This window comes from Bartonella sp. CR84HXZ (genome assembly GCF_042194535.1).
Classification (GTDB): domain Bacteria; phylum Pseudomonadota; class Alphaproteobacteria; order Rhizobiales; family Rhizobiaceae; genus Bartonella; species Bartonella grahamii.
On sequence record NZ_JBHIMY010000013.1, the window covers coordinates 1 to 12,008 of the forward strand.

Here is a 12,008-nt window from a genome sequence, read left to right on the forward strand (position 1 = left end):
CAAAGAGCAGTTGGTTGCAGCCTTATGGACAATTTACATGGTTGCAAGTTGAGGGTAAAGAAATCAAGTTATCGAATGACATGACAGGTAACATGCGTCCATTCACTTCATTACGCAGTGAGGTTGGCTTAACTTTAGGATATGAATTTGGTTCTCGCGTGGATTCCTCATCACTTGCGTATATTACAGCAGCATGGTTGCGTGAGAATAAAAATGACAACCATACATTGATTAATCAACGGCATTCATTTACCACTGACTTATCGGGTAATGCAGGTAAGTTAGGAATCGGTTTGAGCAGTTTAGTGAGTGAGAAGTTAAAGTTATATGGTGAGGCACATTATGTTAAAGGACGTAAAACAAAACAGTCCCTTCAGGGTATTTTAGGTGTACGCTATAGTTTCTAATCATATGGTTATTTTTTGATAGATCTCAATGTGTGTAGAAGGATTTTCAAACCTAGATCGGAGTATCTAGGTTCATCCTCTTTAAAGAAGAAGGCTTTCAAAAAGATATATATTTTGCATGTTAGGCTTTTCTTATGATTCTTTATTGCTTCAATGATAAATTTGATGAGAGGCATTTAAGATTATGTAAGAAGGTTCAATATTTATTGAGAGTCGGTAGCGCATCTTTATGATGGGATGAGAAATTAAAGGTATTTCTATTAAAGTTTTTTTTATAATTCATTCTATATTTTTGAGAATTTGTGTAGATTTTTGCAGAGTCACTTGGCAAAGGGCTTCTTGCTCGCTATAGAAATGGCGAGAGAATGTTATAAATGAAATAAAGGTGGTTAAATGGCTTTAGAGCGTACTTTTTCGATGATTAAACCAGATGCAACCCGTCGTAATTTGACTGGCGCAATTACTAAAATGCTTGAGGATGCGGAGCTACGTGTTATTGCGTCTAAACGTGTCTGGATGAGCAAACGTGAGGCTGAAAATTTTTATGCTGTTCATAAAGAACGCCCTTTTTTTAGTGAATTGGTGGAATTCATGTCTTCTGGTCCAACCGTTGTACAAGTTTTGGAAGGCGAAAATGCAATAGCTAAAAACCGTGAAGTAATGGGGGCTACGAATCCTAGTGATGCAGAAGAAGGGACAATTCGTAAGGTTCATGCTTTATCGATTGGCGAAAATTCTGTCCATGGATCCGATAGCGCTGAAACGGCAAAAACAGAAATCGCCTTTTGGTTTTCTGAGGTAGAAATTGTTGGTTAATAAAGCGTTTATAATAATAAAGCGTATATAAGAAGCAAAAATCCGAAACACTATATTTCGGTTTTTTGCTTATAAGATTATAGACTTTTTTAAAAGCATAGGGAGCATTCATCGTTTTTTTAGCTTTTTACTATTTTTTTGAAGAGCTTTTATCTACACGCCACCCTTACTTGTAATGTGCAAAAAAGTGTTTTATTGATTTATCATTAATAGATTTAAAATAAATTAATCTTATGCTATCCTCATCTCTTATTTAAGTACAAAAAGATAAATTATCATTATAAATCTCCATACTCTTCATGGGATAACGTGTTTTAAACCTGCACGAAAATAGTCCCATCCTGTCCACAATGTAAGGAGGGCAGCAATCCACAGCATAGTAATGCCAAACTCTACTGTGTAAGGGAAAATTTTATTACCGGCTGGTCCAGCTAAAAGAAATACAATAGCGATCATCTGTACAAAAGTTTTCCATTTTGCAAGACGAGAGACAGGAACACTAACTTTTAACTCAGCCAAATATTCACGTAATCCTGATACAAGAATTTCTCTGCAAAGAATGATAATAGCTGCCCATAGTGTCCACCCAGCGATGGTACTGTCTGCGGCAAGCAAGAGCAAACAGGCAGAGACGAGAAGTTTATCAGCAATTGGATCTAACATGCGACCAATATTGGATGTTTGTTCCCAAATACGAGCAAGGTAACCGTCAAGAAAGTCAGTAATGGATGCAATGATAAAAATGGAAACAGCAATCCAGCGAGTGATATCACTTGATTGTAGTCGCCCTTCTAAAAAAAAGCATGCAACAACCATTGGGACTGCAACAATTCGTGCATAAGTTAAAATATTTGGAAAAGAAAAAGTATGATTTTTCATGGAGCCATTTTTAATTCTTGTGAAAGAGAATATATTTCCTAAACGTAACAAGGCAAAGGTTATGAAACAAGCCTATTTTTCATGAAAATGGTTATGAATTTTTTGTGCAATTGTCATAGAAATTCCCGTAACTTTTTTTAAATCTTCAAGTGAGGCACTAGCAATAGCCTTGGCACTTCCAAAATGATGAAGCAACGCACGCTTTCTTGTCGGACCGATATTTTCGATTTCATCAAGTGGGTTTTTGAATGTTTCTTTTTTTCGTTTTATCCTATGAGCTCCAATCGCAAAACGGTGTGCTTCATCACGCAGACGTTGCAAAAAATAGAGGATAGGATCACGTGGAGGAAGTGTAAAGGGGGGGATACCTTTTATAAAAAATCGTTCACGTCCCGCATGGCGGTCAACACCTTTGGCGATTCCAACAACTGTGAAGAGGTCATTTAATTGTAATTCAGCAAGTATTGCATGTACGCTGTTGATTTGTCCTTCACCACCATCGATTAAGATAAGATCAGGCCAAATGGGAAAAAGATCATTATCTTTTATGTCATGACTTCTATTTGACTGATCATGCTCTTTTATAAGGCGTGAAAATCTTCGTTTAATCACTTCTTTCATCATGCCAAAATCATCGCCAGGCGTGATATCTATTGAGCGAATGTTGAATTTGCGATATTGATTTTTAACAAATCCCATCTGACCAGCAACAATCATAGCCCCTACAGCATTTGTTCCCATGATATGAGAATTATCATAGACTTCTATCCGGCGTGGAGGAAAAGGTAGTTGGAATGTTTTGGCAAGACCTTGAAGCAATTTTGTATGAGTGGCTGTTTCAGAAAGCTTATGTTCAAGTGCTTCATGAGCATTGAGATAGGCATGATTAACAAGAGTTTTCCGTTCACCTTGTTTGGGTAAAGAGAGAGACACTTTGTGATTTGCTTTGAGACTCAATGCTTCTGTAAGAAGTGTCTTTTCTTCAATTTCTTCAGATAAAAGGATGCTTTTGGGAAGTGGTTTATCATCGTAAAATTGGGCAAGAAAACTCGCTAAAATTTCAGTACAGGAAAAAGAGGGATCTGCTTTAGGAAAATAGGCACGATTTCCCCAATTTTGCCCCATGCGAAAAAAGAACACTTGAATACAGGTCATTCCTTCTTTTTGCGCAATTGCAAATACATCCGCTTCTTTTATCGTTTGAGGATTAATACCTTGATGGCTTTGTATATGAGAAAGGGCTGATAAGCGGTCACGATAGGAAGCTGCTTGTTCAAAATCAAGATTTTCTGCGGCTTTATGCATAGCTTGAACCATATTGTTTTTAACAGATTGATCTTTTCCCGAAAGGAACGCTTTTGCTCCCCTCAGCAGTTCTTTATAATCATTGTCACTAATTTCATGGGTACAAGGTGCAGAACATCGCTTAATTTGATAAAGCAAACAGGGGCGTGTACGGTTTTCAAAAACTGAATCAGTACAGGTTCGTAATAAGAAGGCGCGTTGTAAAACATGAACTGTTTGTGTCACTGCACCAGCAGAAGCAAAAGGACCAAAATAGTGAGCTTTTCGTGTTCGGGCACCACGATGTTTGTAAAGTCCAGGCGCTCGATGATCATCTGTAATCATAATATAAGGGAAACTTTTATCATCACGTAGTAATACATTAAAATGTGGATGCAATCTTTTGATGAGATTGGCTTCTAAAAGGAGTGCTTCTGTTTCTGTATGGGTGACGATAAATTCCATATGATATGTTGCGCGAATCATGCGGGTAATACGATTATTGTGTCCCTGTTCACGTGTATAGTTTGAAACGCGTTTTTTGAGATTACGAGCTTTGCCAATATAGAGAATATCACCATTTTTACCAATCATCCGGTAAACCCCTGGCTTATGCGGAAGGTGTCTAACAAACTCTTGTATGAATTTTACACCTTGGAATTGATTTTTCTCATTACTTTGATTGGCATTATTCCATGTAATGTTAGAGAGAAAAGAAAGCTTTTCCCGCTCATTTTTCGGACAATTTGTATTATTTTTCAGGACCATTCCGTTTATTAAGAATATGTTTTTTGTTTAATATATGAAATATTCTTTTTTATTAAATAATGATTATTTATATCCTTATAATTTTTTCTATAAATAACATCTTATAGCATAAGAGTATGATTTTAGAGAGCCGATTTTTCATAAAAAATATGAGAGTTGTTATTCTAAAACAGCTTTATGAATTTGCCCAATTTATTCATTAAAATGATTGGAATAGGAAATTCATGATGATTAAGAAGATAGACGTTCTAAAAGGGAAAAAATTAATTCACGCTGATCGTTATTAGCTTATCATTATAACGTGTTGATATTATTCAAAAAATCAAAGAACTTTATCATTTAATGCGTTTGTATCTTACAACATGATATTTGATTTAGAAAAAATACAGAGAAAGATCTAACATAATAGATGTTCTTTTTGAAGCCACTTATGCGTTATTTGGGCATTTTCATCTTGTCCCAGGCGATTGATAAGAAAGGGGCTGAGTTTTTTCATTTCTTCTTCCAAAAGGTAGGGAGGGTTAATAATAATCATACCACTTCCATTCATTGTCGGTGGACTTGAACTTTTTCGGATACGCATTTCAAGCTGTAGAATCTTAGGAATTCCTGTTTGATAAAGCGCGTGAAGAAAACTTTCAATTTCTTTGTCATATTTAACAGGATACCATAAAGCGTAGATCCCTCCAGAAAAGCGACGATAGGCTTTCGTTAATCCCTCAATAAGGCGGAAAAATTCTCCAGTTTTTTCAAAGGGAGGGTCAACAAGGATAAACCCACGTTTTTCTTTTGGTGGTACATGAGCATTTAAGGAAAGCCAACCATCTAAATGCAGAACTTTTGTCTGATAATCTCCGGCAAAGTTTTTTGCTAAAATATGATAATCTTCATTGTGCAATTCTATTGCGGTGAGGCGATCTTGTTTCCGTAATAATTGACGAATAAGAACAGGAGATCCAGGATAAAATACAATTTCTTTTTCCCCTTTATTGAGGGCATCAATGATATTACACCATGGACAAAGGAGTGCTCTTAAATCTTCTGGGATAGGAGTTGAAAAAAGTCGTTGGACACCTTCGCGATACTCTCCTGTTTTATGTGCTTCTAAAGAAGAAAGGTCATAAATACCGATTCCAGCATGCGTATCTATAACGCGAAAAGCTTTTTCTTTGCGTTTGAGATATTCTACAATGCGAGTGACAATAATGTGTTTAAAAACATCAGCAAAATTGCCAGCATGATAAATATGCCGATAATTCATGGAATAAACTCTATCATATGTATAACTGTACCGGATTATTAGCATAGAATATTAGTGAAGTTTGTTAAAAAATTTAAGGTTATCTTTCAAATTCATTCATAAATTTACTTGTTTAAAGATTAAAGAATTTAAAATGCTTGATAAAAACATTATTACATTTATCAGTTTTTTTAGCGAGCGTAAAATTATGGATAGAGCAATAAAGTGCTGGTATTATAGTGATAGATTTTTGTAAAAGTGTGGATGAATCTCATTGGTTTAAGCGGAGCCCAAGCTTTACATTATACACGCTAAATGGCTAGATTATTGTGTATGGTGCTAAAACAAAACTTTTGAAAAGTGATATGCTCTCTGCAAGCGATCTCAATAAAATGAGCGATTTTTAACTAAAGTAAATAGGTTTATCTATTTCTAACACTGTATTATCTAGCGGCTTTATGAGATAATCTTATAAAAAGACTAGGATAAGAAATTCTTTTACATGGATTATGCTTCGATTCCATGCTTTTGATTGAATGTAATTTTCTATTAATGCCTATTCTGTTTTCAATACTGAGATAAGTTAAGCACATGATATTATGAGAACGCATGCCCAGAATCCGGAGACTTGTAATAGTTAGGGCATGCAGCGGTTCAAAGAGCTGGTTATATGGAGGTATTTTACTGAATAAAGGCGCAAGCTGGTACCATTTTTATTTTTTAGCAGTATTGCCATACCTCTTGGCACTTGAGCTGATTCATAAAGTGCATTTTTACTCTTTCCGCTAATAGTTTTTATTTACACGCCAGATATTTAATTGAATGCGATGATGGCTCATATTTCGTATTGTATATGGAATCATGAATTTCGTATTGTATATGGAATCATGAATGATAAAATTCCTACCAACGCAAAGAATAAATGTTGTGCGTAAGATGATAGTTTTTGAAGAGACTAATGATGTGTCAAGAAAGTTTTTAAGCCTTTTGAATTTTGTATGAAGCGGTTTATCATTTTTGAATGGTTTGTGTTATAATACGCTAAAAAGGGATGAGAGGATAAAAAGTTCTTTTGCAATAAAAGCGTGTGATTGCTTTTAAGTTAAGAAGAAAATATATAAGTAAGATATTATATTTGATACATTCTTCAGAGGAAGCATGAATAAATGAAATCGAATTTACAAGCATAAAGTTAGAGAGAGTAATGGGTAATATTTTTTCACCAACGCATTTAATTATAATTTTACTGATTATCTTTGTGCTTTTCGGTCGCGGTAAGATTTCTGAATTAATGGGCGATGTTGCTAAGGGAATTAAAGCCTTCAAAAAAAATATGAAGGAAGAAGATGACGGCATTGAGGATAAAGTTGAAATGGCTACTACTTCCCAAATAGTTGATGTAGAATCTCAACAATCTCAGCCGTTATCGGTAAAACATGTAACAGCGCGCAGAAAGGCTTCTTCTGCTTCTAAAAGAAGCAAAACATCTGTTGCTAAAAAACAGCGTGTCAAATAACAAAAACGTAATCATCATTGTGCGTTATTTTTTGATGAGGAAGTCGAATTAAGAGATGTTTGGGATTGATGGACCAGAGTTTGTCGTAATCTTACTTATTCTCATCATTGTTGTTGGACCGAAAGATTTACCTAAAATATTAAAGACAATAGCAAAGGTAAGAGCTCATATGTGTTTAATGGCAAATGAACTTCGTCATCAGTTTGAAGATGCAATAAAACAAATCGAGCTCGACGATTTGCAAAAAACATATTCAGATATTAGCGATTCAAGCAAGAAGTTGACAGAGACTTTTGATCCCATTCAAAATACATTAGAAGATATCCACGATAATTTGGATGTTAAGGCAACACACCATAAATCAGAAAAAGGTAAAGAATTTTTGGAATGCGATCACAACGTAACCAATAAAGATATGACAGGATCTATAGCTTCTAAAGATAAAGAAGATGTGTCATGAATGTTAACAAAGATGAAGTTGATGCCCATATGGCACCACTTTTGGAACATTTAATTGAACTTCGTCAGCGAATTATTGCTGCCTTGGTTGCATTTATGATCGCTTTTATGATGTGTTTTCTTGTTAAAGATTATATCTTAAATTTTTTACTATGGCCATATCAGTGGGCAATGAAAATAGCAGGGGGTAATCCTGAGGGTATTCGTTTGCAATCAACGCAAGTATGGGAAACTTTTTTAACGAAGATGAAGCTTTCTGCTTTTGGGGGAATTATTTTATCTTTTCCCTATACGGCTTTTCAGTTTTATAGTTTTATTGCACCAGGGCTTTATAAAAATGAGCGTATGGCTTTTTTACCATTTCTCATTGGGGGGCCTATTTTATTTTGTATTGGGGGAGCGTTTGTTTATGGTCTATTGGCGCCAATAATACTATGGTTTAGCCTTTCTCAACAATTTCTTCCAGATGTTCATTTAAAAATAGAGTTTATAGTGCGTATTTCTGATTATTTGGGCTTTATGACATCGTTTATCCTAATTTTTGGTTTGATTTTTCAATTACCTCTTGTCATCAGTCTTTTAACAAAAGTTGGATTTTTAACGTCTCATGATTTGGTGTCTAAACGAAAATGGGCTATTTTACTCTCTTTTATCATTGCGGCAATCATAACGCCGTCGGATTTTTTTACGATGTTTGCAGTGGCTTTACCAACGATAGCACTTTACGAGATTTCAATTTTAATTGCTTACAGTATAGAAAAGAGAAGAAAATCCGCTTAAGAAAAGTGTATAATCTTATGCGACAAGAAATGAATAAAAACAATATAAATGAGGAATTTTTATGCTTGATATTAAGTGGATTCGTGACAATCCTGAGAAATTAGATAAAGCACTCGTAAGTAGAGGTCTTGAGCCACAAGCTGAAAGGTTAATACAACTTGATCTTGCACGTCGGTCGCATATTGCTAAGGTGCAATTGGCGCAGGAACGTCGCAATGCGGTTTCAAAGGAAATAGGACAGGCTTTAGCGGTATCTGATCAGCAAATGGCTGAAAGCTTTAGAGCTGAAGGTGAAGAGATTAAAGTCTTTCTTTCCTCTGCAACAGCGGAAGAAAAACAGCTGACGGAGAGTCTTGAGAAAATTCTTTCAGCACTTCCAAATATTCCATTAGATGATGTTCCAGAAGGTAAAGATGAAAGTGATAATGTCGTCATTCGACATTTTGGTACACTTCCAACATTTAATTTTACACCAAAGGAACATTTTGATCTTGGTCAAGATCTCAAGCAGATGAATTTTGAACGAGCTAGTCGTTTGTCTGGAACACGTTTTACAATACTTTCAGGGGCGTTAGCACGGCTAGAACGAGCATTAGGCCAATTTATGCTTGATGTGCATGTCAATGAGCATGGTTATACAGAAGTCTCAATACCTTTTCTTGTTCGTGATGAGATTGTTTACGGAGCAGCACAATTGCCGAAATTTGCTGAAGACCTTTTTCGTACAACAGATGGTCGATGGCTTATTTCTACAGCAGAAGTGCCATTAACCAATTTGGTCAACGATGAAATTCTTGAAATATCAGATTTACCACTGCGATTTTCTTCTTTATCTCCCTGTTTTCGTTCAGAGGCGGGAGCAGCCGGTCGTGATACGCGCGGTATGTTGCGTCAGCATCAATTTTGGAAAGTTGAAATGGTCTCAATTACCAGTGAAGAACAGTCTTTAATTGAATTAGAACGTATGACGGAATGTGCAGAAGATATATTAAAACGACTTGGTTTGCCTTTTCGCACAGTGGTTCTTTCTACGGGTGATATGGGGTTTGCAGCACGTAAAACCTATGACATCGAGGTTTGGCTTCCTGGTCAAGAATGTTATCGTGAAATTTCTAGCTGTTCAGTTTGTGGAGATTTTCAAGGTCGTCGTATGAATGCGCGTTATCGTAAAGAAGGCGATAAAAAATTGCATTTTGTTCATAGCCTTAATGGTTCTGGTACAGCTGTTGGACGTTGTCTTATTGCCGTGCTTGAAAATTATCAACAGGCTGATGGATCAATTATTGTTCCAGATGTTTTACAACCTTATATGGGAGGCATGCGTTGTATTACTGCTTAATTTTACGAAAGGAGAGACAATATGCGTTTATTGCCAAGAGGTGATGATATGCAAACGCAAGTTTTTGCCATTTTAAAAGAAGCAGTTTGTCAGTATGATAAAAGTGCACCTCCATTGGAGATTGAATGATACTATGGGGCAAAAGGGTATTTTACAATTTCGTGAGGAGTTAGCCGCTCTTGTACTGAAAATGCGTAGCAAAGGCATTGATGACGTGCGATTTTTTTCGGCATTAGAGAAAATTCCGCGTCAACAGTTTGTTTCTGCTCCTTGGTTTAATAGTGCTTATGATAATAAAGTTATTCCCCTTGAGTGTGGTGAATATATGGAACGTTTGGAAGAACAACTCTTAATTCTTTCGGCATTATCGTTGAAAAAAAGGCATCGCGTTTTAGAAATCGGTACAGGATCTGGTTTTTGTACTGCGCTTATGGCATGTCTGAGTGACCGTGTGACAACGATTGATCGTTATAAAACGCTTGTTGATTTGGCACGCCAAAAATTTCAAACTTTAGGAATTGAAAATATTATTATACGGCAGATTGATGGAAGTCATAGTGTGACAGGTTTGGGATCATTTGATCGCATTCTTATTTGGCCATCACGTTTTGATGAACCCAAGGAATTTTTAGAACTTTTAGCTGAAAACGGAATTCTCATTCAGGCGATAGGACCTGACGAAGGGGTACAAGCGGTGACGCGCTATACAAAAATTGGTAGTCGATTTGAGTGTTTAGAACTGTTTCAAGTGCGTTACCAACCTTTTATTAAAGGCATTGCGGAGATACTTTAATTTTTAAAAGTTAAGAAATAGCCGCGAATAGCCTACGTTAAATTCATTTTGATCTTATATAAAGATATTTATGAATAAAACATCTCATTTTAACTCTTCGGTAATTTAAAAAAGCTTTAATGGAGTGAGTTGATTATTGATGAGTGAGCAAAACGATGCGTTTAAAAGCTTTGGATAATATTTTCCAGCATAATTTTCAGAGAATAACTTTTTTAGCGGTGGTAACTATTGTTGCTGGTTGTAGTTCTGGTACACAGCGTTTTTCCAATATTGTCTCTCATCGTACGGTATCATCTCAATCAAATATATCGAGTACTATGTCTACAGATCCGCGAATGCTATCGTACGGTAGCGGTATGATACAAAGCACTGAATTGCCACCTGTGGAATCAAGCGATGATTCGTGGGGAGATGACAATTCTCCCTATAATTTTCCACATCAAGGTAGGATAACTTCTTCTGATGGTCGCGTTATGGGAGTCCCTCCACGTAATCTTGGAACACTTTCCCATTCACAAATGGATAAATCTCCTATTTTTCGGCGGAACTCTTATATTGTCCAGAGTGGAGATACACTGCTCAGTATTGCACGACAAATAGGGGTTAGTGTTGAGGCATTAAAATTAGCAAATGGTATAAACAGCAATTCCATTTATATCGGTCAGGTACTTGTTGTTCCAAGCAGGCGTACATTAGCAGCTTCAAATGCACACACTAATAACGATTGGGCAGTGTCAAAAACAGAATCTGCATTCCAATCTCAAGTGATGTCCTCTATAAAAAACAAGAAGTCCTCTCCTATATATAAAGCGCCTGTAACAACGCCCCCTTCTGCAAAGATGAACAAATCAAGTTCTGAGAAAAGTTTTTCTAAACAGATGACGCAATTGAATCATGAGACTGGTTTATCAAGTACTGTTACGAATACCGATAATATGACGACTCCGCAAGCCACAGGAATTTCTAAGATGCGTTGGCCAGTACGAGGGCGTTTATTAAGCCAGTTCGGTCAAAAAAAGGGAACAGTAATGAATCGAGGAATAGATATTGCAGTGCCGGAAGGATCTTCGGTAAAGGCGGCAGAAAATGGTGTTGTTATTTACGCGGGAGATGGATTAAAAGAGCTTGGTAATGTTGTGATGATTCGACATGAAAATAATATTATCACTATTTATGGATGTAACAGTAAGCTTGTTGTTAACAAAGGACAAAGGATAAGACGTGGTGATGAGATTGCTAAATCTGGTGTTTCAGGAAATGTTAAAACGCCACGTGTCTATTTTGAGATGCGTAAGAATTCATTACCTGTTGATCCCCTTAAATATTTAGAAAACTAATTTATTGATGATTTTTAAATTTAAATAGTCTTATAGTTTATAGAAACTTCATGAAAAACAATTGATTTTCTTAAATCAATAACACTGCAGCAAAAAATCATTGCTTTAAGGAGAGCAGTTCGTTGGGGTCGTTAGATATTACCATCTTTGTGTCTATGAAAGTGTAAAACAATAGTATCATACTTATTTGTCAGCTTTCAGTGTTTCAACGGCTCTTGCATTTGAGAGAAGCATGAAAAGAGATATTTCACGCCTTTCTTAAAAAGTTTTTATCTACAGGCTCATTTCATATGTGAGACGTGCAAAAAAATCGTTTTGATTAATTCAGAGGGTTTGAAATGAGAGCATTTTACTGTATTTATGTCTGTCATTCGATATCAAAAACGATAA

11 protein-coding genes are annotated in these 12,008 nt (G+C 36.0%); 8 read left to right on the forward strand and 3 right to left on the reverse strand.

The features are described from left to right. Together ACFIKD_RS06555 and ndk are read left to right on the forward strand one after the other, a co-directional pair. The coding region (locus ACFIKD_RS06555) for an autotransporter outer membrane beta-barrel domain-containing protein (RefSeq protein ID WP_375647553.1) at positions 1-407 on the forward strand (407 nt) is incomplete at its 5' end. A 393-nt stretch (positions 408-800) separates the two neighbouring features. Then, the gene (gene ndk, locus ACFIKD_RS06560) at positions 801-1,223 is read left to right on the forward strand and encodes a nucleoside-diphosphate kinase (protein ID WP_375628682.1); all 423 of its coding nucleotides are present in this window, start codon (positions 801-803) and stop codon (positions 1,221-1,223) included. A 297-nt stretch (positions 1,224-1,520) separates the two neighbouring features. On the opposite strand, the gene pgsA is transcribed toward ndk, so the two are convergent. The 3 genes from pgsA to ACFIKD_RS06575 form a co-directional block, all read right to left on the reverse strand. Further along, complete coding sequence (gene pgsA / locus ACFIKD_RS06565) at positions 1,521-2,102, reverse strand: CDP-diacylglycerol--glycerol-3-phosphate 3-phosphatidyltransferase (protein ID WP_375647554.1); 582 nt, start codon at positions 2,100-2,102, stop codon at positions 1,521-1,523. Positions 2,103-2,174: 72 nt separating this feature from the next. Next, positions 2,175-4,154 (reverse strand): excinuclease ABC subunit UvrC, encoded by a 1,980-nt coding sequence (gene uvrC / locus ACFIKD_RS06570; protein ID WP_375636520.1) that lies wholly within the window; start codon positions 4,152-4,154, stop codon positions 2,175-2,177. 397 nt (positions 4,155-4,551) lie between these two features. Further along, complete coding sequence (locus ACFIKD_RS06575) at positions 4,552-5,415, reverse strand: 23S rRNA (adenine(2030)-N(6))-methyltransferase RlmJ (protein WP_375644903.1); 864 nt, start codon at positions 5,413-5,415, stop codon at positions 4,552-4,554. Positions 5,416-6,598: 1,183 nt separating this feature from the next. Between ACFIKD_RS06575 and tatA the strand changes: the two genes are divergently transcribed. From tatA to ACFIKD_RS06605, 6 genes are all read left to right on the forward strand, one after another. Then, on the forward strand, positions 6,599-6,910 hold the full coding sequence (gene tatA, locus ACFIKD_RS06580; RefSeq protein WP_375636516.1) for a twin-arginine translocase TatA/TatE family subunit: 312 nt from the start codon (positions 6,599-6,601) through the stop codon (positions 6,908-6,910). Positions 6,911-6,965: 55 nt separating this feature from the next. Continuing rightward, on the forward strand, positions 6,966-7,370 hold the full coding sequence (locus ACFIKD_RS06585; protein ID WP_375647555.1) for a twin-arginine translocase subunit TatB: 405 nt from the start codon (positions 6,966-6,968) through the stop codon (positions 7,368-7,370). Then, positions 7,367-8,149, forward strand: a complete 783-nt coding sequence (gene tatC / locus ACFIKD_RS06590) for a twin-arginine translocase subunit TatC (RefSeq protein ID WP_375636512.1) — start codon at positions 7,367-7,369, stop codon at positions 8,147-8,149. Before ACFIKD_RS06585 ends, tatC begins: the two co-directional genes overlap by 4 nt. A gap of 61 nt (positions 8,150-8,210) precedes the next feature. Further along, on the forward strand, positions 8,211-9,488 hold the full coding sequence (gene serS / locus ACFIKD_RS06595) for a serine--tRNA ligase (RefSeq protein WP_375636511.1): 1,278 nt from the start codon (positions 8,211-8,213) through the stop codon (positions 9,486-9,488). Positions 9,489-9,621: 133 nt separating this feature from the next. Continuing rightward, the gene (locus ACFIKD_RS06600; protein WP_375636528.1) at positions 9,622-10,281 is read left to right on the forward strand and encodes a protein-L-isoaspartate(D-aspartate) O-methyltransferase; all 660 of its coding nucleotides are present in this window, start codon (positions 9,622-9,624) and stop codon (positions 10,279-10,281) included. Positions 10,282-10,436: 155 nt separating this feature from the next. Beyond that, entirely contained in the window at positions 10,437-11,618 is a 1,182-nt protein-coding gene (locus tag ACFIKD_RS06605) for a peptidoglycan DD-metalloendopeptidase family protein (RefSeq protein WP_375647557.1), read from the forward strand. Positions 11,619-12,008 lie beyond the last annotated feature (390 nt).

What these genes read in the sequence shown, in the direction of transcription:
- ndk (WP_375628682.1), top strand. Translation starts at nt 801, where the DNA reads ATGGCTTTAGAGCGTACTTTTTCGATGATTAAACCAGATGCAACCCGT.
- pgsA (WP_375647554.1), bottom strand. Translation starts at nt 2,102, where the DNA reads ATGAAAAATCATACTTTTTCTTTTCCAAATATTTTAACTTATGCACGA.
- uvrC (WP_375636520.1), bottom strand. Translation starts at nt 4,154, where the DNA reads ATGGTCCTGAAAAATAATACAAATTGTCCGAAAAATGAGCGGGAAAAG.
- ACFIKD_RS06575 (WP_375644903.1), bottom strand. Translation starts at nt 5,415, where the DNA reads ATGAATTATCGGCATATTTATCATGCTGGCAATTTTGCTGATGTTTTT.
- tatA (WP_375636516.1), top strand. Translation starts at nt 6,599, where the DNA reads ATGGGTAATATTTTTTCACCAACGCATTTAATTATAATTTTACTGATT.
- ACFIKD_RS06585 (WP_375647555.1), top strand. Translation starts at nt 6,966, where the DNA reads ATGTTTGGGATTGATGGACCAGAGTTTGTCGTAATCTTACTTATTCTC.
- tatC (WP_375636512.1), top strand. Translation starts at nt 7,367, where the DNA reads ATGAATGTTAACAAAGATGAAGTTGATGCCCATATGGCACCACTTTTG.
- serS (WP_375636511.1), top strand. Translation starts at nt 8,211, where the DNA reads ATGCTTGATATTAAGTGGATTCGTGACAATCCTGAGAAATTAGATAAA.
- ACFIKD_RS06600 (WP_375636528.1), top strand. Translation starts at nt 9,622, where the DNA reads ATGGGGCAAAAGGGTATTTTACAATTTCGTGAGGAGTTAGCCGCTCTT.
- ACFIKD_RS06605 (WP_375647557.1), top strand. Translation starts at nt 10,437, where the DNA reads ATGCGTTTAAAAGCTTTGGATAATATTTTCCAGCATAATTTTCAGAGA.